Source organism: Gemmatimonadaceae bacterium, from assembly GCA_035633115.1.
GTDB lineage: Bacteria > Gemmatimonadota > Gemmatimonadetes > Gemmatimonadales > Gemmatimonadaceae > UBA4720.
Window position 1 is genome coordinate 72,619 of record DASQFN010000112.1, and the last position, 24,063, is coordinate 96,681.

Annotated in this window: 19 protein-coding genes; 15 read left to right on the forward strand and 4 right to left on the reverse strand. The window is 61.9% G+C overall.

Translation table 11 applies throughout. The features are described from left to right. From VES88_16070 to VES88_16090, 5 genes are all read left to right on the forward strand, one after another. A complete protein-coding gene (locus tag VES88_16070; GenBank protein HYN83003.1) occupies nucleotides 1–783 on the forward strand; it encodes a gamma-glutamyl-gamma-aminobutyrate hydrolase family protein in 783 nt (260 codons plus the stop codon). After that, complete coding sequence (locus VES88_16075; protein ID HYN83004.1) at nucleotides 780–1,856, forward strand: glycosyltransferase family 4 protein; 1,077 nt, start codon at nucleotides 780–782, stop codon at nucleotides 1,854–1,856. The genes VES88_16070 and VES88_16075 overlap by 4 nt, the downstream gene beginning before the upstream one ends. Nucleotides 1,857–1,907: 51 nt before the next feature. Continuing rightward, nucleotides 1,908–2,729, forward strand: coding sequence for a glycosyltransferase family 2 protein (locus tag VES88_16080; GenBank protein ID HYN83005.1), 822 nt, complete (start codon nucleotides 1,908–1,910; stop codon nucleotides 2,727–2,729). Further along, a complete protein-coding gene (locus VES88_16085; GenBank protein ID HYN83006.1) occupies nucleotides 2,726–3,547 on the forward strand; it encodes a DUF3108 domain-containing protein in 822 nt (273 codons plus the stop codon). Before VES88_16080 ends, VES88_16085 begins: the two co-directional genes overlap by 4 nt. A 98-nt stretch (nucleotides 3,548–3,645) precedes the next feature. Next, complete coding sequence (locus tag VES88_16090) at nucleotides 3,646–4,557, forward strand: hypothetical protein (protein ID HYN83007.1); 912 nt, start codon at nucleotides 3,646–3,648, stop codon at nucleotides 4,555–4,557. Between the two features lie 50 nt (nucleotides 4,558–4,607). On the opposite strand, the gene VES88_16095 is transcribed toward VES88_16090, so the two are convergent. Then, nucleotides 4,608–4,841, reverse strand: a complete 234-nt coding sequence (locus VES88_16095; protein HYN83008.1) for a hypothetical protein — start codon at nucleotides 4,839–4,841, stop codon at nucleotides 4,608–4,610. Nucleotides 4,842–4,903: 62 nt separating this feature from the next. Between VES88_16095 and VES88_16100 the strand changes: the two genes are divergently transcribed. From VES88_16100 to lipB, 7 genes are read left to right on the forward strand one after another with little or no spacing between them, the layout of a single operon-like run. Continuing rightward, nucleotides 4,904–5,977 (forward strand): FAD-dependent oxidoreductase, encoded by a 1,074-nt coding sequence (locus tag VES88_16100; GenBank protein ID HYN83009.1) that lies wholly within the window; start codon nucleotides 4,904–4,906, stop codon nucleotides 5,975–5,977. A gap of 43 nt (nucleotides 5,978–6,020) precedes the next feature. Beyond that, complete coding sequence (gene lipA / locus VES88_16105) at nucleotides 6,021–6,905, forward strand: lipoyl synthase (protein ID HYN83010.1); 885 nt, start codon at nucleotides 6,021–6,023, stop codon at nucleotides 6,903–6,905. Beyond that, nucleotides 6,902–7,954 (forward strand): pyruvate dehydrogenase (acetyl-transferring) E1 component subunit alpha, encoded by a 1,053-nt coding sequence (gene pdhA / locus VES88_16110; GenBank protein ID HYN83011.1) that lies wholly within the window; start codon nucleotides 6,902–6,904, stop codon nucleotides 7,952–7,954. The genes lipA and pdhA overlap by 4 nt, the downstream gene beginning before the upstream one ends. 2 nt (nucleotides 7,955–7,956) lie before the next feature. Then, complete coding sequence (locus VES88_16115) at nucleotides 7,957–8,937, forward strand: pyruvate dehydrogenase complex E1 component subunit beta (protein ID HYN83012.1); 981 nt, start codon at nucleotides 7,957–7,959, stop codon at nucleotides 8,935–8,937. Between the two features lie 2 nt (nucleotides 8,938–8,939). Then, nucleotides 8,940–10,322: a dihydrolipoamide acetyltransferase family protein gene (locus tag VES88_16120; protein HYN83013.1), complete on the forward strand. Its 1,383-nt coding sequence runs from the start codon at nucleotides 8,940–8,942 to the stop codon at nucleotides 10,320–10,322. Nucleotides 10,323–10,342: 20 nt separating this feature from the next. Beyond that, on the forward strand, nucleotides 10,343–11,749 hold the full coding sequence (gene lpdA / locus VES88_16125; GenBank protein HYN83014.1) for a dihydrolipoyl dehydrogenase: 1,407 nt from the start codon (nucleotides 10,343–10,345) through the stop codon (nucleotides 11,747–11,749). A gap of 7 nt (nucleotides 11,750–11,756) precedes the next feature. Further along, nucleotides 11,757–12,473 carry a lipoyl(octanoyl) transferase LipB gene (lipB, locus tag VES88_16130; protein ID HYN83015.1) on the forward strand — a complete coding sequence of 239 codons (717 nt, stop codon included), beginning with the start codon at nucleotides 11,757–11,759 and terminating at the stop codon, nucleotides 12,471–12,473. A gap of 51 nt (nucleotides 12,474–12,524) precedes the next feature. On the opposite strand, the gene VES88_16135 is transcribed toward lipB, so the two are convergent. Together VES88_16135 and VES88_16140 are read right to left on the reverse strand one after the other, a co-directional pair. After that, nucleotides 12,525–13,382: a proline iminopeptidase-family hydrolase gene (locus tag VES88_16135; GenBank protein ID HYN83016.1), complete on the reverse strand. Its 858-nt coding sequence runs from the start codon at nucleotides 13,380–13,382 to the stop codon at nucleotides 12,525–12,527. A gap of 59 nt (nucleotides 13,383–13,441) precedes the next feature. Continuing rightward, entirely contained in the window at nucleotides 13,442–15,952 is a 2,511-nt protein-coding gene (locus VES88_16140; protein HYN83017.1) for a protein kinase, read from the reverse strand. 130 nt (nucleotides 15,953–16,082) lie between these two features. On the opposite strand from VES88_16140, the gene VES88_16145 reads away from it, so the two are divergent. After that, a complete protein-coding gene (locus VES88_16145; protein HYN83018.1) occupies nucleotides 16,083–18,173 on the forward strand; it encodes an ATP-dependent helicase in 2,091 nt (696 codons plus the stop codon). A 254-nt stretch (nucleotides 18,174–18,427) separates the two neighbouring features. Here the strand turns inward: VES88_16145 and VES88_16150 are convergent, their stop codons facing one another. After that, entirely contained in the window at nucleotides 18,428–19,507 is a 1,080-nt protein-coding gene (locus tag VES88_16150; GenBank protein ID HYN83019.1) for an aminopeptidase, read from the reverse strand. 95 nt (nucleotides 19,508–19,602) lie between these two features. Between VES88_16150 and dnaE the strand changes: the two genes are divergently transcribed. Both dnaE and VES88_16160 read left to right on the forward strand, forming a co-directional pair. Further along, nucleotides 19,603–23,082 (forward strand): DNA polymerase III subunit alpha, encoded by a 3,480-nt coding sequence (gene dnaE, locus VES88_16155; GenBank protein ID HYN83020.1) that lies wholly within the window; start codon nucleotides 19,603–19,605, stop codon nucleotides 23,080–23,082. Next, nucleotides 23,082–24,053, forward strand: coding sequence for an acetyl-CoA carboxylase carboxyltransferase subunit alpha (locus VES88_16160; GenBank protein HYN83021.1), 972 nt, complete (start codon nucleotides 23,082–23,084; stop codon nucleotides 24,051–24,053). Before dnaE ends, VES88_16160 begins: the two co-directional genes overlap by 1 nt. Nucleotides 24,054–24,063 lie beyond the last annotated feature (10 nt).

Sequence of the window (24,063 nt, forward strand, 5' to 3'; positions counted from 1 at the left end):
GTGTCATCCACTCTCACGCACAGGATTTCCGACTCCCGGCCCGATGATGCCACGCTGAGAGCGGCCCATACTGTAGCCGTCACTGCGACGAGCGACACCCGACTCGGTGGTGCTCATCGTGTTCGACTCAATTCCGCGTACGTAACCGCGCTCGAGATAGCAGGGCTCATACCACTCGTAGTTCCACCTCTTTCATCACCAGCTGCGGCGCGCACAATAATCGCTGCGGTCGACGGCCTCGTCCTGACTGGAGGTGAGGACGTCGACCCCGCGCTTTACGGCCACGCTCCGCACGAGCACCTCGGCACGGTAAACCGCGTTCGCGATGAGACTGAAATAGCGCTTGTGCACGCGGCGCGCGAGATGCGAAAGCCCGTACTTGCAATCTGCCGGGGACCGCAGCTTCTCAACGTCGCCCTCGGAGGAACGCTCATACAGGATATTGCGTCCTGCGTGCCCGAGGCCCTGCCCCACAATTCCGGGGAGACTCGCGACGCGCGTGCGCACGAGGTGACGATCGAGCCAGGCTCACGGATCGCCGCGGCCGTCGGCGCGACGCAGATACGCGTGAACTCGCTGCATCACCAGAGTATCCTCGAGCCCGCTGTGGGCTTGCGGGTAACCGCCCGGGCGCCGGATGGAATCATCGAGGGCGTCGAAAGTGAGGACGACGGCTGGTGGGCGATTGCCGTACAATGGCATCCGGAAGAGATGAACGACTCTCCCGAGCCGTGGGACCGCGGAATTTTCCGGGCGTTCGCGAACCGATTGGAAGAGGGTTGAAGCGGCTTCGAGTTCTTCACATTGACTCCGGTCGCAAGTGGCGCGGTGGTCAGCGACAAGTCTTGCTGCTCGCCTCGGGGTTGATGCGGCGAGGCCACGAGCCGCTGATCATCGCGCCGCCGGACTCTCCACTGCTGAGGCGCGCGGCGCTCGCGGGGCTCGAGGCAGAGCCGACCCCGATGCAGGCGGACCTGGATCTCCGTGCAGCGCGAAGCGTTCGAAAACGCGTTCGCGAATTCGACGCTGACATCGTTCACGCGCACGACGCGCGCTCGCATGCGATAGCTCGCGTGTCGTTGATCGGACGCAAGGCGCCACCACTCGTGGTCACGCGGCGCGTCCCATTCGTTCCAAAAGCCGCGAGGCTCAAATACGGGAATCGTGTAACGCGTTTCGTCGCCGTCTCCAACGCCGTCAAAAACGCGATGATCGAAGGTGGAATCGAGCCGCATCGCATCATCGTTGTGCATTCCGGAGTCGAGAATCCTCCAGCGGCACTGGTCCCGCGACGCTGGCGGGAAGAGCTAGGCTGGCCCGGCAACACCGTCATCTGCGGAGTTGTCGGTGCGATGACAGCCGAGAAAGGGGTGACGAGTCTCGCGGCGATTGCCGCTCACCTCGAACCCGCTGCGCGCGAGCGCACGCGAATCCTTCTTCTGGGAGGAAATCGGGACGGTCGCGTCGAAATTGGCGGCGTGGCCGGCTTTTCCGCGGGATTTATCGAGGACATCATACCTGCCGTTGCGGGGATGGACGTGCTCTGGCATCCCTCGCGCGCAGAAGGACTCGGAACCGCCGTGATCGACTCGATGGCGGTGGGCGTACCGCCCGTCGCGTTCGCGGTCGGTGGAATTGCCGAGGTCATCGAACACGAGGTGAGCGGCCTGCTCGTCCCTCCCGGCGACCTTGCAGGCTTTACGCGTGCCGCGCAGCTGCTGATCGACGACGAGGCGGCTCGGGCGCAGCTGGCTGCGGCAGCTCGCCTTCGCGCAGGAATGTTCAGCGCCGAGACGATGACCCGGGAGACTGAAACGGTGTACTACCAGCTAGTTTTCGGTGGCGAGAACCTTTAGTGCTCGTCTATCTTGCGGGCTCCCGCGAATTAGCCAAGTCATTGAGGCACATTGCTCTACATCTGCATTCCTGCTTACAACGAAGGGCCTACAATCGGTGTTCTGCTGTGGCGTATTCGCAAGGTCTTCCAGGCATACTCGCGCGAGTATGAGATTGTCGTCTACGACGACGGAAGCACCGACGAGACGCCTGACCGGCTGCTACCATACGCCGAAATTGCGCCACTGACCGTTCTCCACGGCGAGACACGCGAGGGTTACGCTCACGCGATCGACCGGCTGTGTCGCGAGGTCTCCAGGCGCACACGCTACCCGCGCCGGGACGCGATGATCCTGATGCAGGGAGACTTTACGGATCAGCCGGAGCATCTCCCTGAGCTGATAAAGAGATTCGAGGGCGGCGCAGACATCGTCATCTCAGAGCGCGAAGCCGCGAAGGCGCCGGCGAGCGTTCGTCGCCTGCTCACGCTGGCTCCGTGGACCTTGAAGTTCTTCGTCGACATTCAGGGTGTGGCCGATCCCTTCAATGGATACCGCCTGTACCGGATCTCATTGCTGCGGGAGCTCATCAAATCGTTCGGTGAGAAACCCCTCGTTACGAGCGAGGGATGGGCGGCAAACGTCGAGCTGCTGATGAACACTGCTCCACTTGCCCGTCGGGTTGAGCGTGTCACACTCGCTCCACGCTACGACATTCGTGTGCGCGAAAGCAGGATCCGACCAGTCTCCGCAGGCATGGCACTTTACCGATTCGGCTGGGCTTCACGTGGGCGGAAGATCGTCGCGTCCACGCCCGCGCCTGCGGCAATCAAGACCGGCGGCGAAACAGGAACGAAGGCGGAGCCTGCCGGGGCGCGCAGGACAAGCCCATGAATCAGTCGAGCGTAAGAATCCTCGGTGTCGTGGCCGGTTTGTCGGTCGCATCGCCGACTGTCGCCACGCAGCCGTCGCAGGTTCCCGCACCTCAGTCCGCTCAGGCTCGGCCTGCGAGCTCGGACCAGCGCGCAATGCGGGTCCCCTTTGGGCCCGGCGAGCGCCTCAACTTCGACGTCCGCCTCGGAACGCTCAAGGTCGGAAGCAGCGCGATGGAAGTACGCGGCATTGAGTCAGTCCGTGGCCGCGACACCTGGCATACCGTATTCTGGGTCAAGGGAGGCACGTTCTTCTATCGCGTGAACGACATCTACGAGAGCTGGATCGACACGGAGAGCTTCCACTCTTTGCGTTTCGTGAAGATGCTCGAGGAGGGTACTACCGAGCGCGACCAGAAGTACGAGATCTATCCGGACCGCGGACTTTACGTCCACGAGCGGAACGACAAGCCGACCCGCACGCTCCCTACGGTCAAGCAGCCGCTCGATGACGGGTCGTTTCTCTATTTCGTCAGAACGATCCCACTGACCGTTGGCCAGACTTACGATTTCAGTCGTTATTTCATTCCCGATAGAAATCCGGTGAGGATTCGCGTCCTGCGACGTGAGCGGATAACAGTGCCGGCAGGAAGCTTCAACGCGCTCGTCCTGCAGCCGGTGATCAAGACGAAGGGTATCTTTTCCGAGGAAGGACACGCAGAGGTATGGATAACTGACGACTCTGCGCGAATGATTGTGCAGATCAAGTCGAAGCTCGCGTTCGGATCACTCAATCTTTACCTAAGATCATACTCCCTGGCGACGGCTCAAGCGCCCTAGACACCGAGCGCTCGACAGCTCCTGACGAGCTGCCGGCGGTATCGCGCTCGTCCGTTCCCGAAGCCGACCTGTCCGCCGTTCGCACGGTTCCGGTCGAGATGCGACCGAACAAGGTCAGGACCGAAGAGTTCGCGCGGCCCCCCGGAAATGATCGGTCCTTCTCGGCATTCGTGGCGAGTCTTCCCGAGGTACTGGTGGCGGGCGACTTTCGCGCGGTCGTTGCCGCGATAGCCTCGGCTGCTCGCAAGCGGCGCGCGGTAGTCGTAATGCTTGGCGGGCACATCGTAAAGACCGGAGTAGCTCCTCTGCTCATCGACCTCATGGAGCGGCGCGTCATCACGCACCTGGCGATGAACGGATCCGGCGCTATCCACGATTACGAGATCGCACGGTTCGGCGCTACGTCAGAGGATGTCGCGCGAGGCCTGGTCGATGGGACTTTCGGAATGGCGGAAGAGACAGGTCGCGGGATGAACGAAGCGTTCGTGGCTGGAATGGAGAACGGCTGGGGAATGGGTGAATCCGTTGCAAGGGCTCTCCAGCAGGTACAACTGGCTCATCCCGAGATGTCACTTCTTCTGGCGGCGGAGCGACTCGGTATTCCCTGCACCGTCCACGCCGCACTCGGCGCTGAGATCATACACCAGCACCCCGCGGCGAATGGCGCCGCAATCGGGGACACGAGCCATCGCGATTTCAGACGGCTCGCCGCCTCTCTACCCGCCCTTCACGATGGCGGCGTTGTGCTCAACCTCGGCAGTGCGGTCATCATGCCGGAGGTTTTTCTGAAGGCGCTGACAATTGCGCGGAATCTGAATGCGTCGAAGCCTGTTGATTTCACGACGTGCGACCTCGATATGATCCGACACTATCGCCCACGCGTGAACGTCGTAATACGGCCAACCAGCGCCGGTGGATCGGGGTACGAAATAACAGGGCACCATGAGATCATGGTGCCCCTGCTTGCCTGGGCGGTGGCGGACGAGCTCGACCGCCCCAACCCCGCCTAGCCGCGAATCATTCTTGCCGGCGACTTGTCATCGCCCGCGCTGCCGGAATATCAATACCTATCGATGCTCGTTCCCGACCACCGCTCTCGCAGACGGCGCGCAGTGTCCGGAGAGAATATGCGAATCGCGAGGTAAGCGATTCCGCCGATTATCAGCGCCTTGATTGCGAAGCCGAGCAGCCAGAAAGTCACGCCGATCAGGGTGCCGAAAATGCTGAACACCAGGCCCAAAGCGAAAATGCCGAGCATCACCATCAGGCCAGTCATCAGTATTGTCTTGAGCATCGAGATCTTCTCCATTGCGGGAATGTGTACACTACGATAATGCTCGTGCCCCGGTTTCAGCCATGAGCACCGCACGCGACGTGACGATTGCGGGAGCCGGAATCATCGGGCTCGCCACTGCCGCTGCGGCGGCGCAGCGCGGCCTGACGGTGTTGCTCATCGGTGATCAGCGCGCCGGCGAGGCTTCATCGGCTGCCGCGGGTATGCTCGCACCGTCGATTGAGCGCGCGGTCGCACCGGCGCACGACTTCGCCATTGCCGCGCGGGACCGTTATCCGGCCTACGTCGAGGAGCTGGCGGAGCTCACTGGCATCAGAGTCCCTCTGAATCGGCTTGGGATTCTCCAGGTCGCCCTGACGGAAGCAGGCGTCCGAGGTCTTCGCCGGGTGGCACTGCCCGGAAGCGAGTGGATCGAGCGCGGTCCTCTCGCTGAGCTCGAGCCGACGCTCGGACACGCGATTGGTGCGGTTCTGAATCCGGAGGATGGAGCCGTCGACAATGTGACACTACTGCGCGCGCTTGCCGCGCTCGTCGACGCTTCACCGCTTGTTACCCGGCTCGAGGGCACGGTGCTGCAGGTAAAGCCCGACGGCGGGCGACCACGCGTCGAGGTAGCAGGAGGCGAATCGTTCGAATCTGCGTGGGTCGTGATCGCCGGAGGAGCGTGGTCAACGATGATCGGCGGACTTCCGCTGCTCGCATCGGTGCAGCCATCGCGGGGACAGCTCATTGCTTATGACGCGATTGGATTGCGTCACGCTGTCTATGGTCCGCGCGGCTATCTCGTCCCGCGCGTGAATCTCCAGACCATTGCCGGTACGACAATGGAAAGCGTTGGGTTCGACCCGAGCACAACGAATGAAGGATTGGAGCGAGTCCGATCTTCGTCGGAGGAAATCGCGCCGGCGCTCAGCATCACTCCTGTTCAGAGTGCGTGGGCGGGACTGCGCCCCGTGACGCCGGACCTTCTGCCGCTCCTGGGACCAGATCCGAACCACCCCAATATCATCTACGCCTGCGGCCACTCGCGGAACGGAATACTTCTCGCTCCGCTGACCGCGGAAGTGGTTGCCACCATCATCGCGGGCGACCCGGTCCCCCACGACATCACTCAATTTCGCCCCGACCGCTTTTAGCGTAGATTCCCCTGAACCAATGAGCGAAGCGCTATACCAGATAATGGGCCGCCATCGGGTGGAGCCCTTGCCGGAGCGCAAACCTTCGTGGCTCAAGGTCAAGGCACCGGGCGGTCCCAACTACATACGGCTCAAGCATTTAATGCGTGAGCTCGACCTCCATTCGGTCTGCGAGGAGGCCCATTGCCCCAATGTCGGCGAATGTTGGGAGCATGGCACCGCCACATTCATGATTCTGGGCGACATCTGCACACGCAATTGCGCGTACTGTGCTGTTGCTCACGGGCGTCCACCCAAATACGACATCGAAGAACCCGCACGAGTGGCGCAGGCAATCGCCGAGATGGAGCTTCAGCACGCCGTCATCACGTCTGTCGATCGCGATGACCTCCCCGATTTCGGCGCCTGGATTTTTGCGGAAACGATCAGGAAGATTCACGAGCTCGTGCCGGGCTGCTCCGTCGAGGTTCTCGTTCCTGATTTTCAGGGAAATGAAGCGAGTATCCGCGCGGTGCTCGATGCCGGTCCGGAGATCTACAATCACAACACGGAGACAGTCCCCCGCCTCTACAAGAAAGCGCGACCGGGCGGACGCTACCCGAGAGTGCTGGAGATTTTCCGTTTCGCGAAGCGCGTCGCTCCGGAAATACCGACGAAGACAGGGATGATTCTCGGCATGGGAGAGACATTCGAGGAAGTTGTCGCCGTAATGCGCGATCTGCGTGAGGTAGACGTGGATATCCTCACGCTTGGTCAGTATCTCCGCCCGTCCGACAAGCACATCGCCCTCGACCGCTACTACACGCCCGCCGAGTTCAGAGAGCTGTACGAAACGGGCATGGAGATGGGCTTCCGTCATGTCGAATCCGGCCCGCTCGTGCGCTCGAGCTACCACGCGTGGGAGCAGGTCCAGGCGGCCGGCGTATGACTACGCAGGTTCCGCCCGACACTCAGACTCAGGCTCCGTCGACAGCCTCAGCCGGCAACAACGGACAGCCCGCGGACGATCAGGCGAGCCTCAGAAAGGATCTCCTCAGGTCGATGCTGATCCAGCGACGATTCGAGGAGCGCTGCGCCGAAGCCTATGCTCTCGGGAAGATCGGCGGTTTTTGCCACCTCTACATCGGACAGGAGGCAATCTCCGCGGGGACGATGTCCATGCTTCGCCCCGACGACTACGTAGTCACTTCCTATCGGGACCATGGCCAGGCTATCGCGCGCGGAATGAGTCCACGGTCCGTGATGGCCGAGCTGTTTGGGCGACAGGACGGCTGCTCCGGAGGAAAAGGGGGCTCGATGCATCTCTTCGACAAGAGCCTCAATTTCCTCGGTGGACATGGAATTGTCGGCGGTCACGTACCTCTGGCGGCCGGCGTGGGCTGGGCGATCAAGTACCGCGGCGGCGATCAGGTCTGCGTCTGCTTCTTCGGCGAGGCAGCCGTCAACATCGGCGCGTTCCACGAGGCGCTCAACATGGCGTCCCTGTGGAAGCTGCCCTGTGTTTTCATCATCGAGAACAACCGTTACGGGATGGGTACTGAGATTTCGCGCGCGACCGCTAACGAAGATGTCACGGCTCGCGGCGCGGCATACCGAATGCCCGGCGAGTCAGTGGATGCGCAGGATGTGTTCGCCGTGCGCGACGCGGTCGGCAGAGCGCTCCACCTCGCAAGAACGCAGAGGCAGCCGACGTTACTCGAGATGCGCACCTATCGCTTCATGGGTCACTCGATGTCCGACGCCGCCAGCGGCACCTATCGCACTAAGGAAGAGCTCGAGGAAAACATGAAGCGGGATCCGATCCTCGTGCTTCGCGAGAAGATGCACGCAGGCGGCGAGCTTCCTGATGGAGAACTCAAGAAAATGGACGACGAGGCGAAGGCGATCGCCCAGGATGCATGGGATTTCGCCGACAAGAGTCCCGAGCCGCCGCTGAGCGAGCTGTGGGAAGACGTACTCGTCGACACCACGAGCTGACAATGCCAGTCCTCACGTATCGAGACGCTCTGAGGGAAGCCTTGCGTGAAGAGCTAATCAGGGATGATCGCGTCTTCCTGATGGGCGAGGAAGTCGCTCAGTACAATGGCGCGTACAAGGTCTCCAAGGGACTGCTGGACGAATTCGGGCCGATGCGGATTGTCGACACGCCGATCACCGAGCTCGGATTTGCGGGAGTTGGTATTGGCTCGGCGATGGTCGGCCTGCGGCCCATCATCGAGTTCATGACCTGGAACTTCGCTCTTCTCGCGATCGATCAGGTCGTGAACGCAGCAGCGAAGATGCTTTACATGTCCGGCGGACAGTTTCCGATGCCCATGGTCTTTCGCGGTCCCAACGGCTCGGCCCTTCAGCTCTCAGCGCAGCACTCCCAGGCCTGGGAGAGCTGGCTCGCACACATCCCGGGACTGAAGGTCGTCACACCCGGGACCCCTGCCGACGCGAAGGGACTTCTCAAGTCGGCGATTCGCGATGACAATCCCGTGGTGTTTCTCGAGGGCGAGATGCTTTACAACACCAAGGGCGAAGTGCCCCAGGGTGATTACACCATCCCGCTTGGGAAAGCGGATCTCAAGCGCGAAGGTGACGCTTGCACCATCGTGGCGCATGGAAAAATGGTGCTGGTCGCGCTGCAGGTTGCGGACGCTCTCGCCAAGGAAGGAATCGCGGTCGACGTGGTGGACCTGCGCACCGTGAGGCCGATCGACATCGAGGCGATCGCGACCTCTGTGCGAAAAACGAATCGCGCGGTGGTTCTGGAGGAAGGATGGGAGATCTGCGGTGTTGGTGCGCAGGTCGTCGACTTCATCCAGCGGGAATGCTTCGACGACCTCGACTCCCCTGTCCTGCGGGTCCATCAGGAAGATGTTCCGATGCCCTACGCAAAGAATCTCGAGCGCGCAGCAAAGCCGGATGCGCCGAAGGCGATAGCTGCCGTGAAGAAAGTCATGTACCTGGCCTGACGATGGCGACAAAAGTCGTAATGGAAGCGCTCTCGCCGACAATGGAGGAGGGGCGCCTCGTCAAATGGCTGAAGAACGAAGGCGATGCCATCAAGTCAGGTGAGGTTCTCGCCGAGGTCGAGACCGACAAGGCGATAATGGAGCTTGTCGCCCGCGGGGACGGCGTGCTGCGCAAGCGACTCGCCAACGAAGGCGATGCCTCGCCGGTTGGGACAATCCTCGCGGTGATCGCGCCGGCAGAGGAGAACATCGATGCTTTGATCGCGGAGGCGGGAGCCGCGGCGCCCGCAGCCGCCGCGCCCGCGGCTCCGGCCGAGTCGCAGGGTGAAGCTTCAACACCTCAACAGGAGGCGTCACAACCGAGCGAGGGCGGAGGGGCTGCGGTTGCAGCTCCCCCGAAGCCGCCGCCGTCGGCGTCCGGCGGGGACCAAGCCGGCGCCGCGCAAACACCGCCGGCGCCCTCACCGCCATCGCCTGCTCCCGCGCAGCCTCGGAGCGGAGGGAACGGACGCCAGCGCACTTCACCGCTCGCACGTCGTCTCGCCTCCGACCGCGGAATCGAGCTGTCACTCGTTCGCGGCTCGGGCCCGGGTGGACGAATCATCAAGCGCGACATCGAGAGCGCCGTGGCGAGCGCCGCGGCTCGTCCCAAGCCTGCTGCTGCAGCTGCCGCTCCCGCAAAACGAATCATCAGTCGCGAAGGCGATTTCCAGGACGTGCCGCTCACGCAGATCAGGAAGACGATCGCGCGACGTCTGTCGGAATCCCTCGGGCCGATCCCGACTTTCTATCTCACCGCGGAGTTCGACATGGTCCGCGCGTCCGAGATGCGGGCGGCGTTCAAGGAGCTCGGCGAAGAATTCAAGGTGTCGTTCAACGACATTGTCCTCAAAGCCGTCGCGAATGCCCTCGCCGATCACCCGGAAGTCAATGCGCACTGGATGGGAGATCGTATTCGGCACTTCAACCGCGTGCATGTCGCGATGGCCGTCGCCGTCGAGGAAGGGTTGATCACGCCGGTCATCTTCGACGCTGACCGCAAGAGTCTACCCGACATCTCACGGGAGGCGCGACATCTCGCGGAGCTCGCGCGCAATCGCAAGCTCACTCCCGAGCAGTATACAGGGTCGACGTTCTCCGTCTCGAACCTTGGAATGCTCGATATCGAGCACTTCACCGCCATCATCAATCCACCCGAGTCCGCGATCCTCGCCGTGGGTGCTGTTGAGGACAAGCCGGTTGTCGTCGACGGCACCATCTCCGTGCGCCAGCGCATGCGCGTGACAATGAGCTGCGACCACCGTGTGATCGATGGCGCAACGGGAGCGCGTTTCCTGCAGGCGCTGCGGCGCCTCATTGAGAATCCGCTCCTGCTGGTTCTTTGAACCCTCTCGGTAATGACTAAATGGCTTCATACGATCTGATCTTTATCGGTGGCGGGCCGGCTGGGTACGTCGGCGCCATTCGGGCCGCGCAGCTTGGAATGTCCGTCGCCGTAGTGGAGAAAGAGGGATTGGGCGGCACCTGTGTTCTTTGGGGATGCATTCCCGCCAAGGCGCTTCTCGAGTCCGCCTCTCTCGCCAACAAGGTGCGAAGGGCCGCCGACTTCGGGATAACAGTCAGCGAGCCAAAGTTCGACTACGGCGTTGCGATGAAGCGCTCGCGTGCCGTGAGCACGCAGAACTCGAAAGGCGTTGAATTCCTGTTCAAGAAAAACAAGATCACGAACATCAAGGGGACGGGAAAGCTCGCTGGAAAGAACGCAGTATCCGTGAAGACCGCGGACGGGAAGGAGGAAAAACACGAAGCCAAAAAGGGAATCGTCATCTCTACCGGCTCGCGCGTGAAAGGACTCCCCCAGTCCGGCCTCGAGCTCAACAAGACAACGATCATTTCCTCCGATGAAGCTCTCGTTCTGGAGCGCGCGCCGAAAACGATGGCGATCGTAGGCGCGGGCGCCGTGGGATGCGAGTTTGCCGACGTCTTCAACGCATTCGGCACGAAGGTCACGCTGATTGACGTGATGCCGGCGATTCTTCCGCTGGAGGATGGCGACTGCTCGGTTGAGCTGGCTAAGAGCTTCAAGAAGCGCGGAATCGACGTGATTACGGGAGCCAAGATCGGCAACGTCAAGGCGGCCAGGAATTCGGTGACCATGTCGCTCGATGTCGGCGGAAAAACCCAGAGTCTGGAGGTCGAGCAGGTTCTGGTCGCGGCCGGGCGGGCTCCGAACGTGGAGGACGTCGGCCTCAAGGAGGCAGGCGTTCAGCTCACCGACAAGGGCTTCGTCAAGATCAATGATCGGATGGAGACCACGGCAAAAGGCATCTTCGCAATCGGCGACGTTGCCGGACCTCCAATGCTGGCGCACAAGGGATCACGCGAAGGCGTGGTGCTGGCCGAGCTCCTCGCCGGAGATCCGCACGTGCAGATGATGAATTACGGCAACATTCCCAACGCGACCTACTGCCACCCTGAAGTCGCGTCGGTCGGCCTCACCGAGCAGCAGTGCAAGGAGAAGAAGCTCGAGTTCAAGGTCGGGAAGTTTCCTTTCTCCGCTAACGGGCGGGCGCGTACCTCGGGCGAGACTGAGGGCTTCGTCAAGATCATCCGCGACTCGAAGTACGGCGAGATACTCGGTGCGCACATCATTGGATCGCACGCGACCGAGATACTGCACGAGCTCGTCGTCGCGCGGGCGAATGAGTTCACCGTTGATGAAGTCGATCTGGCGATTCACGCCCACCCGACTCTGTCTGAGGCGGTGGCCGAGGCCTGCCTCGATTCGGTCGGCAAATTGATTCACGCCTGACGCCGCCGTGACGGAAAAAACTGACGCCCGTGAGCTCTGGATTGTATCGCTCGGACTGACGCCGTACGAGGAGGCCCTCGAACTTCAGCGCACCCTTGCCGCAGAGCGTATCAGCGGAGCGATTCCGGAAGACATCCTGCTGCTGGTCGAGCACCCTCCTGTCGTAACCCTCGGAAGATCTGCCAAGTCGCGGAATCTCGTTTCGAGTCCGGAGTATCTCGCCTCTAGAGGCGTGGAGCTTTTCGAGGTGGAGCGTGGCGGCGACGTGACATTTCACGGGCCCGGCCAGCTGGTTGGGTATCCGATCATCGATCTCAAGCGACACAAGGTCGACCTGCACTGGTATCTCCGCCAGGTGGAAGAAGCGTTGATTCGCACGCTCGCTCCCTATTCCATCCCTGCAGAGCGAAACCCCGGCTTCACAGGAGTGTGGACGAGGGGTAGAAAGATCGCGTCCATCGGAGTTCACACGCGCGATTGGGTGACATGGCACGGCTTCGCGCTGAACGTCACGACCGAGTTGTCCTACTTTGATCTGATAATTCCTTGCGGCATCGAGGGTGTGACAATGACTTCCATCGAGCGGGAGATAGAAGCGTCGTCTGGCCTTCCCGCGCTGACGCTCGACGCCGCGGGTGAAATTATCGCTGGATCGTTTGGTGATCTATTCGATCTCGCGCCCGTCGTCGTGGATGCAGCTGCGCTATCGGCAACTCTCTCCTAGTTCGCGCCGTCGCTCGAGACTCGTTGTATCGGCGCAACTAGCGCCTGCTGGCTACCGTGCGCGATCCACCTTTCGTAGGAACGCCCGGAGGACTGCGTTGTAGTGTTCGGGTTCGTCGTGCATCGTAAGGTGAGCACTCTGCTCGAAGACGACGAGCTCGGCACCGGGTACCAGGCTCTGGTAATAGCGCCCGGCAGCGGGCGTCGACGAATCGTAGCGCCCCACCGTAAACAATGTCGGCACGGCGATGTCAGCGAGGTGACTTGTCCAGTCTCCGGGAGGACGGCCACGCCGCATGTATCCGGCGATGGCTGGATTATTCAGCGCCACGGCACTATCGAGGTCGACTGACCACGGCAGGCGGCGAGCGTGAAAGTGATTCAGGAAAATCTGACGTGCTTTCACATATTCCGGCGCATCGGTCGTCTGGTCCCTTTCGTGCCGGACCATCACACTGTACACAGAATCCGGCAGCGTGCGCATCAGACTGTCACGGTCCCGCTGAAATCGACTCAGAGTGAGCGCCGGTCCTGCGAGAATGAGACTGCGCACTCCCTTCGGCTTTGTCGCCATGTAAGCAACAGCGAGCCTCGCTCCAAAGGAATGTCCGTAGAGATGAACCTCGCTGAGACCCAGGGCTTCGCGCACCCGCCCGATCTCATCGACGAATCGCTCCATCCGCCACAGTGTCGTGTCAGTCGGTCGATCGGATTTGCCGCCGCCGAGCTGATCGTAAAAAATCACCCGGCGGTCAGCCGCAATTCCGGCCATCGGCTTGAGATAGAAATGATTGACGCCCGCACCACCGTGCAAAAGGAGGAGAGGGGTGTCAGGTCCACTGCCCACGACGCGGTACCACACGCGTCCACCTTCGACTGCGATGAAGCCCTCACGCTGCGGAACAGGCATTGACGCACAGGCACTCAGAGAAAGGAATGCGGCCGCACTCAAGAAACACCGTGTTCTCGTCATTGGGGACGCCCTCCCGTTGGAGACGTAAAGATTCTCTCGTCGAGTCCGACGCTGCGAACGACCGCGGCAAACCGCGGGCTCCTGCGCAGTGGATCGAATTCCCTTTCGCTGAGCGAGTAGTTGGTGGGAAAATTGTAGCGGAGGGCGGCCGAACGCTCGAGAGCGCTCAAGGCCGATGCGGTGTCGCCGAGGGCGAGATAAAGCATCGCTCCGAAGCCCTGACGGGCGAAGTCGTGTCGGACGCGGCCTTGCTCGTCGAGCGTGCGATTCGCCTCGAGCATTGTCACGGCACGTTCCTTATACCCGAGTCGAGCCAGAATTCCGGCCGCGGAGTTCCGCCACTGCGGTACTCGATTCCACAATCGTTCGGTCAGAATCCGCGCTTTAGCGGTATCGCCGGTGAGCTGGTTGACCTGCGCGGCCATGAACAGTGCCGGCGGATTGACAGAATCCAGTTGCATTGCCCGGTTCAATTCGATGACCGCCTCATCGTTGTGCCCCGTGAGCGACAACAAGTGTCCCAACCAGCCGGACGCCACTGCGGAATACGGATCGAGCATTCGGGCGCGTTCGAATTGTGCCTTCGCCTCCGACACATGACCTGTATAGTGAAGGATGCGTCCATACTGCACGCGAGCAGACGCGTCCTGGGGATCGAGCGCAACGGCCCGCCGGTGCTCGGCGAACGACCGATCCCACTGGTACGAATCCGAGTAGGCCATACCCAGGGCTGTGTGGGCCTCCGCGAGCGTCGTATCGAGCGCCAGCGCGCGTTTCGCGGCAGGTATGGCACGGATGCCGACTGCCCGAGGGTCAACGGCACTGAAATACGGAAGTAGCTCGAGTGCGACACTGAGAGCCGCGTATGCTCGCGCGAAGGTGCTGTCCCTGGCGATGGCCTGCTCAAAATTCTCGATCGCCTGCGCTACGCCGGCCCCTCTTCGCTCGAGCAGATACCGCCCCCGCAGATAGAGATCGTACGCTTCTGCGTCGGAGGTTCCACTGCTCGTGACGGTACGAAGCATGGCCGCGCTGCCACCAGTTACCGCCGTCCCCTGCAGCGCGATGGCAACGTCCCCTGCAAGGTCGTCCTGAATCGAGTATGCCTGCCGGGCATCGCGCTCATAATCCTCCGACCAGAACTCACTGTTGTCGGACGCATTCAGCACTTGCGCCGACACGCGAAGTCGGTCGCCGAGACGGCGCACAGTCGCATGCACCACGTAACCGGCGTCGAGCGCCTTTCCTACATTCTGTGCGTTGATCTCCCGAATTCCGCGATAGCGATACGTGAGCGTACGTGAGACTACACGGATTCCCTGAACTTTTCCCAACGCTGTCGCGAGACCGTCTGCCATTCCGGACGAGAGATATTCCTGAGTCGAGTCGCCACCCTCGTTGGTGAAGGGAAGGATGGCAATGGATTTCGTCACCGGTCCTCCGGAACGGCCGAGCTGCGTCCGCACCGCTGCGAATGCAATCGACACGGCGACAACAAAGAGGATCGCGGCGGCGGCCATCACATCGCGACGCGTACGCAGATACGGGAGCCTGAAGCGGCCACCCGACGCGTCGGCGTCGAGCGCAGCGAGAATCTCGGCCGCTGATTGCGGGCGTCGCGCGGGATCCTTTTCCAGACACTGCATCACAAGCCGCGCGAGAGACACCGGACAATCGGAGCGCCGCTCAGCGACGCCGGTGGGCCGCTCGCTGAGATGCGCTCCGAGCAGCCGACCGGCTGATCGACCCTCGAACGGCGGGCTCCCGGTCAACAGCTCGTACGCAAGGCATCCGAACGAGTAGAAATCCGCGCGATGATCGATGTCCGAATCACCGGCGATTTGCTCGGGCGCCATGTATGCGGGCGTGCCGATCGCCATTCCTGCCTGGGTAAACGTGGTGACGGGCGAATTTCCACCTTGGTCCGCCTGGCGTGCTGCTGTAAGAGCCTTGGCGATTCCAAAATCCGTGACGACTGCTGCGTGCCCCGAGAGCAGCACGTTGTCGGGTTTGATATCGCGATGTACGACGCCGTGCTCATGCGCGTACGACAGCGCTCGCGCCACATCGCGAAGAACGCTCACTGCCTCCGGTATGCTTACAGCCAGCTCACGACGGAGCCGTTCACGCAGAGACTGCCCTTCGACAAAGGGCATTGTATAGTAAGGGGTTCCCGCAATCTCGCCGCTCGACAATACAGGAACGATGTTCGCCTGCTGAAGCGAAGCTGCGAGCCGGATCTCACGCGCGAAACGCTGGGCGGATACTGCAGCCGCAAGATCGGCGGAAAGCACCTTGATGACCACCCGGCGATCGAGGGAACGCTCGAGAGCCACGAACACACGGGACATTCCGCCGCCTCCGAGCTCGTCCTCGATGGTGTAAATGTCGCCGAGTGTGGCCTGGAGCTGAGCACGAAGGTCCGACACCAGCCTGCCCGCGAGAAAGGACCGACCCGAATATCGAATGTAGTAGTCGTTGCGCGGCGCGTCGAGCAACGTGGCCAAGGCGCGTGCGGCTCGATGCTACCTTCTTGGACGCCCCGGATCCAGTCCTCCGTATCGTCGAACTTGTTCAATCCGCTGGATCCGTTTCACCATGGGGCGATCCCGTGCCCCGCTCCTATATTAGAGACCGATGACCGACGTGACTCCCCGCCCTGTTCGGATCTACGCCACGCGCGAGAGAATCGTCGTTTCCTCACAGCGCGACCTGTCCGCCGATTTGAATCCACAACAGGCTGCTGCGGCGACACATGGGAGCGGGCCGCTCCTCATCATCGCCGGCGCCGGAACCGGGAAAACGCGAACCCTGATCTATCGCGTAGCCCATCTTATCGACACCGGCGTCAAGGCCGAGCGAATACTTCTGCTCACTTTCACCCGTCGCGCGGCTCAGGAGATGCTTTCCCGGGCGGAGAAGCTCGTCGGAGGCAGCAGCCGCAAGGTGCACGGCGGGACATTCCATGCCACCGGCCATCGCCTCCTGAGACGATTCGGAGCGGCCGCCGGCCTGCCACGTGACTTCACCATAATGGATCAGGGCGATTCCGCCGACCTGATGCAGCTGTCGCGCTCGCAGCTCGGCTACGCAGCTAAAGGCAAGCGATTTCCGAAAAAGGAGACGCTCCAGTACGTCTACTCGCGGCACCTGAACACCAGCATATCGATCGAAGACATCCTCCGCGACGACTACCCGCAGTTCGTCGATTACCTCGAGGATTTCGGAAAGATCTATGGCGACTACACCGCGAGAAAGCAGCAGCGGAATCTCGTGGATTACGACGACCTGCTTCTCTTCTGGGCAATGCTGCTCGAGGGGTCGCCGGAGATTGGAGGAAGAATCGCCTCACTGTACGATCACATTCTGGTCGACGAATACCAGGACACGAACGTCCTCCAGGCGCGCATCCTCAAGGGCATGTGCAGCACACATCGCAACATCACCGTGGTTGGAGACGACGCGCAGAGCATCTACTCCTTTCGCGGCGCGAACTTCAGAAACATTCTTGGATTTCCGAAACAGTTCGAGGGCACCACCGTCGTGACGCTGGAGCAGAACTACCGCTCCACGGCGCCGATCCTCGACGTGACGAACACGCTCATTTCTCGCGCTGCCGAGCGTTTCACCAAGAACCTGTGGACTGAGCGCAAGGGAGGCGAGCTTCCGTGGCTCGTGGCGGCGCAGGACGAGGAGGCACAGACTCGTTTTGTGGTGGACCGGATTCTCGAGCTGCACGAGGAAGGCACACCGCTCAGGCAGATGGCGGTTCTTTTCCGCGCGGGTTACATGTCGGCCAACCTCGAGATCGAGCTCACCAATCGCAAGATTCCTTTCGAGAAGTGGGGCGGGTTGAAATTTCTCGAGGCAGCTCACGTCAAGGACGTGCTCGCATTTCTGCGCATCCTCGAGAACCCGCGCGACGAGGTGAGCTGGTATCGGATCCTGCTGCTTCTCCCCGGCATCGGCGAATCCACCGCCCGCTCGGCCATCGATTCTATGGCGAGCGCCGCATGGGAATCTGCGGCATTCGGCAGGTACCAGCCGCCGCCGCGCGCGCGCGTGGCGCATGCGTCGCTGGTCGCTCTTCTCGATGAGCTTCGCTCGGGTTGCTCGACTGACGAAGCGATCGTCGCCGCTGAGATCTCACGCGTCCGCCTGTTGTATGACAATGTCTTACGCGAGCGCTATGACAAAGTGGAGCCACGCCTTGCGGACCTCGATCAGCTCCAGCACATCGCAGCCGGCTACCCCGACCGGGCCACGTTTCTCTCGGCCCTCGCGCTGGAACCGCCTCAAGCGACGCAGGATCTGGCGGGCGCAAGTGAAGACGAGGAGGACGACTACCTCGTGCTCAGCACGGCGCACTCGGCGAAGGGGAAGGAATGGGACGCCGTCTTCGTGATCTGGGCGGTGGATGGGTGGTTCCCGTCGGCCCGGTGTCTCAAGACTCCGGAGGAGACGGACGAAGAGCGCCGGCTGATGTACGTTGCGATGACGCGAGCGCGGAATCACCTCAGCATCGTGTATCCGTTAAACGCTTATTCCACTCGGCGCGGCTCGGACTACTCCCTCGACCAGCTCTCGCGCTTCATCGACAGAGGAGTGCGCGACAGAATGGAACGCGTGACCGTGGGGATACCGCCGACCGCACAGGAAGGAGACGCGGCTCCCCGCGGGCCGCTGCTGGACCTGAGAGCGCTCCTCCGGGGACGGTTCGGCGGGTAGAACAAATCAGGCAACAGACAACTGGCATCGGGCAACGGGCAACGGACCGCGGGCATCGGCTAGCGCGTAGCGGCCAACGGGTACGGGAACGGGCACCGGCTAACCGGTTGCGGGCATCGGTTCGATATGTGGCGCGTGGCGCGGCACTGCACTATTCCTACGAATAGAGTTCTCCCTCAATAGCCGAAGACCTCGAGCATGGGCGAAAGCGGGGTTTCGAGGCGTGAACGTGTATTCTGAAGCGGCAGTCTGTACTAGCCCGCCGGGACTGAGAAGGCCGCCAGCCAGCGCCTCAACCCATCGTACGGGTCCTTCGGTGACGCTTTCGCGAGCCCGATGATGCGTCCGATCGCGCGTCGCAGGTTGCCTCCCTCTCTAGCGTACACGGCATCGAACAGGTCGAGATTCCTCGCGTATACGCGCCGCGCGAGAAGTGAGGCGTTGTCGAGCGGGACGCGCTGAGCATACCACGGGCTCACCGTTCGCAGCCGCGGCGCAATCTCCGTGACCAGCGTCGCCCGCGCCCGCGAATAAACCGTGTCGCGCACCCCGATGCGTGCGTCACGGCTTTCAGGATGCGCCGAGTAGGCCGAGTCCAGTGTGCGCGCGAGCGAGCTCCAGAATTCGCCGAGAATCTTCTCATCCTCCCACGCAGCGTCCGCCCGGGCGGCGGCCCCCGTTTGTCCACGAGAGCGGAAGAACGCGGCAGCACCGCGCGCTCCGACGAAGCTCGCGAACGACTCGTTGAACGGAGCGCTGCCCGGAGCATAAAAAGTGTTGTGAGTCAGCTCGTGAATGACGGTATTGGCGAGGTCGACCGAATCGCGCTTGAGACTCGTGCTGAGCAGCGGGTCGTTGAACCAGCCGAGTGTGCTGAAAGCATCAGCTGGTCGCAATGAAACGTCATACCCGTCCTCGTAGAACTTGCGCGCCGCCCGGCGCGCCGCATTGAAGTCGAAGTACCCTTTGTAGGGAACTCGTCCGACAATCGGAAACCACCACGTGTAAGGCTCCAGCCTGTCGCGGTACGCGGCGGACAGAACCAGGACGAGTGTGTCCTTGTCCAGACGCGAGTAGGTCGTAAAGCTTTCTTTCGTACGAAGCCCGACTGAATCCCTGGCGTATGAGCGAGCAGCGAGCACAAGTCTGAGCTTCTGGCGCACCGCGAAATCGAGGCTGGGGTCTGCAACGAGCTCCGCAATGGGCCGCCTGCGCGCCAGGATCTTCCCCTCCTCCCACGCGCCACGGCTGAGATAGCACCCCGTGGGAGAGAGGGTCATGGCAAAGAGGGCCGCGGCGAGGATGAATACCGCCGCACGCTTTCGGGGCTGCATGGGCGAAAGATACGGTTAGGCGTGTCCTGCCGCGCATGCGGGAGGACCGCCGCACACGGCTATCGTCGCGACAACGACGCGCATATTGTTAAAGTGTGTCCTTCGTCCACCTCCACTGCCACTCGGAGTACTCTCTCCTCGACGGCGCAAATCGCATTGACGACCTGATCGCGAGGGCGAGGGAATTCGAGCAGCCCGCCCTCGCCATCACGGACCACGGCAATCTCCACGGCGCGTGGGAGTTCCAGGAAAAAGCCAGGAAAGCCGGGATAAAACCGATCATCGGCATGGAGGCCTATGTCGCTCTCGGCGATCGCCGCAGCAGGGAGCGCGACGGCAAGCGGAAGCCCTACTATCACCTCGTTCTACTCGCCAAGAACAACACGGGCTACCGGAACCTCGTAAAGCTCAGCTCGCTGGGGTATACCGAAGGGTTTTACTCTCGGCCCCGCGTCGATCGTGAACTTCTTGCCCGCTATCACGAAGGCATCGTCGTCTCTTCGGCGTGCATGGCAGGCGAACTCGCTCAGCACCTCCTTGCCGACAACTGGGACGGAGCGCGCGAAGCAGCATCATGGTACGCCAACACCTTCGACGACTACTACCTCGAGGTGCAGGCACACGACACTGAAAACCAGGCGGAGCTCAACGCGCGTGTGTTTCGTCTGGCTGAAGAGATGGGAATCCCAGTCGTTGCAACCAACGACTCGCACTTCCTCCGCGCGCAGGACCACGAAGCCCACGACATTCTCCTCTGCATCGGACTCGGCAAGGATTACACGTCCAACGACCGGATGCGCTACAACGAAGGCCTGTACTTCAAGAGCTCGACCGAAATTGCCGCGGCCTTCCCCGATCGTCCGGACGTTCTCGAAAACACGATGCGAATCGGTGAAGAGGCAGGCATCGAGCTCAGGAAAAAGATTCAGGTCCCGGCGTTTCCCCTGCCCGCCGGCGCGGAAAGCGAGGACTCACTTCTCATCGAGCTCGCGAACGCCGGGGCACGCAAGCGCTACGGCGATCCGCTCCCGGATGAAGTCCGCCGGCGCCTCGACTACGAGCTCGGCGTAATCACCAATGCGCGATACGCCGGCTACTTCCTTATTGTAGAGGACTTCATCCGCGCCGCGCGGGAGAAAGGCATTCCGGTTGGACCCGGCCGCGGATCATCGGCCGGATCCATTGTCGCGTACTCGCTCCGCATCACCAACGTCGACCCGCTCCGCTTCGACCTCCTCTTCGAGCGCTTTCTCAATCCCGAGCGAGTGTCGATGCCCGACATCGACATCGACTTCTGCATGGAGTGCCGCGGCGAAGTGATCGAGTACGTCCGCGAGAAATACGGTCGCAGCTCGGTGGGACAGATCGTCAGCTTCGGCACGCTCAAGTCGCGCGCGGCAGTGAAGGACGTCGGACGAACCCTCGGATTTACTCCGGCCGAGACCGACACGCTGGCGAAGCTCATTCCCAATCTGCCGAACTATTCGCTCACGGTTGGTGAGGCAATCGAGCGCGTGACGGAAGTGAAGCGGCTCTATCACGACGACGAGCGATACCACGAGCTCCTCGACTTCGCGATCGCGCTCGAAGGACTCTCACGCAATACGAGCGTTCATGCCGCGGGAGTGGTGATTGCCCCCGGCCCGCTCGACGAGTACGTGCCTGTCTTCACTCAGGCGGGTACGCGAGGATCGGGCGCCAATGGCGAAGAGGGCATCGTGGTCACGCAATACGACATGAACGCGCTCGAGTCTGTTGGGATGCTGAAAATCGACTTCCTCGGCCTGACGACGCTCACGGTGATAGACGACACGCTGGCATCCATCCGCACCCGCATCGGAACCACGCCGGACCTCGACGCCCTGTCGCTCGACGACCCGGCGGTCTACCGGATGCTTCGCGCCGGCAAGACTGCCGGAGTATTCCAGTTCGAGTCGCCACTCGCGACGGACATGGTTCGCAGCATGCGGTGCGACCGCTTCGACGATCTCGTTGCGTCCAACGCGCTTGTGCGCCCCGGCCCTCTCGATGCCGGCATGCACAAGGTCTACTGCAGGCGCAAGAAGGGCGAAGAGCCCGTGACCTATCTCCTGCCGGAGCTGCGGGAGATTCTCGATACCACCTATGGGGTCATCACCTACCAGGAGCAGGTGATGCGAGTGGCGCAGAAAATTGCCGGAATCTCTCTGGCTGAAGCCGACGTGCTCAGGAAGGCTGTAGGCAAGAAGGATCCGGTCCTGATTCGCCAGGAGCTCGGGAAGTTCATCGAGAAATCGGTCGAGCGCGGTTACGACCCCGAGATCATTGCGGAGATCGCAGGCCAGCTCGAGACGTTTGGCCGGTATGGATTCACCAAGGCCCATGCCGTCGCTTACTCGATCATCGCGTTCAACACCGCATGGCTCAAGATCAACTATCCGGCCGACTTCATGGCGGCGCTCCTCTCGTCGCAGATCGGCGACACCGACAGCGTCGTCAAGTACATCAACGAGGCTCGTGACATGGGTCTCGAGCTGCTGCCACCCGATGTCAATGAATCCGGATACAAGTTCACTGTCATAAGCGAGAAGCGCATCAGGTTCGGACTCGGCGCGATCCGCAATGTGGGGCGGAGCGCAATCGACTCCATCATCGCCACCCGCGAGAAAGGTCCGTTCAAATCGCTGTTCGACCTCGCTGATCGCGTTGACCTCCGCGTCTGCAACAAGCGTGTCTTCGAGGCGCTGATCTACGCCGGGGCGCTCGATGCATTCGACGGACACCGAGCGCAGCTCACGACGATCCTCGATCAGGCGCTCCGCGAAGCATCTCTGCAGCAGGAGGAGGAGGCGACCGGGCAGGTGTCGATGTTTGGCGGTCCCGACGTCGGCGACCCACGAACGCACGCTCCCCTCTCGCTGCCAAATGTCCCTCCATGGAGCGAATCGGAGCGGCTCGCGAAAGAGAAGGAGATTCTCGGCTTCTATACGTCGGGACATCCGCTCGATCCGTTCCGAACTGAATCGGAGCTGTTCGCGACCCACAAGGTCGCTGATCTGACGGGGTGGAACGCCGAGCCGATGACGCTTGCCGTTGTGGTCACCAACATCAAGCGCCAGCTCAGCAAGCGCACCGGATCGGAGTTCGCGCGGGTGACGATCGAGGATTTTTCGGGATCGTCTGAGGTCATGATCTTCCCCGAGAAGTGGTCGGTGCTGTCGGAGCAGGTGAAGACCGACGTACCGGTTCTCATCAAGGGCGGATACCCGCGCCGTGATCAGACGGCGGACAATCCTTCGTTCGTCGTCGAGTCCGTCACCCGGCTTGCTGAGTTCAGGGCGAATGGGCAGGTGATGATCGCGATCGATCTGACGCGCGACGCGACGCTGAACCCGCAAGTCGTGCATGACGTGCGCGCCGTAGTGGAGTCGTTTCCGGGATCGGCGTCTCTCGAGATTAACTACAGCGACGGCAACGGGTTGCGTGCGAGACTGCGCTCCCGCACTTTGACGCTGGCGGTCAACAACACCGTCCTCAACGATCTGCGGTCGCTGCTGGGTACCGAGTCGGTTCGTCTGATACGCGGGAGCAAGTAGTGGCGACATCCGGTCAGACTCTTGATTTCGAAAAGCCGATTGCCGAGCTGGAGAGACAGATCGACGAGCTCAAGCGTCTTGCGGGCGACCAGCAGCTGAGCGTCGTCGACGAGCTCGCGCCGCTCGAGCAGAAGCTCGTCGAGCTTCGCGACCAGATCTACCACAATCTCACCCCCTGGCAGCGCGTGCAGGTCGCGCGGAACGTCAGGCGACCGTTCACCTCTGAGCTGATTCAGCTCATCTTCACCGACTTCATCGAGCTGCACGGGGACCGCGCCTATCGCGACGACCCGGCGATCATTGGCGGCTGGGCCCGCCTCGATGGCGAGACAGTGATGGTGATGGGGCAGCAGCGCGGGCGCGATACCAAGGAGATTCTGAAGCGGAACTTCGGCATGCCCCACCCCGAGGGATACCGAAAGGCGCTGCGCCTGATGAAGCTCGCGGAAAAATTCCACGTGCCGGTGCTGACGTTCATCGACACGATGGGAGCCTGGGCGGGAATCGGCGCCGAGGAGCGCGGACAGTCGGAGGCGATTGCGCGGAATCTGCTGGAGATGTCACAGCTCACGGTCCCGATAATCGCAACGGTGATCGGCGAAGGCGGCTCCGGCGGCGCCCTGGCGCTCGGCGTCGCCGACCGCGTGCTGATGTTGGAGAACGCCGTCTACTCCGTGATCACGGTCGAAGGCTGCGCGGCGATACTGTGGAAGGACGGCAAGAGCCCGGAGATGCGGGAGCGAGCTGCTGCAGCTTTGCGCGTCACTGCCCCCGACCTCTTCGAGCTGCGAGTGATAGACGAGATAGTCCCCGAGCCACCAGGAGGCGCACATTCCGATCATCCGGCCGCGGCGAAGACTCTGCAAGATGCGCTGAACCGTCACCTCGAGGAGCTGCGGAAGTACCGTCCGGAGAAGCTCGTTCGACGACGACGGCAGAAATACCTCCGACTCGGGCAGTGGACCGAGTGAGCAGAGTGTC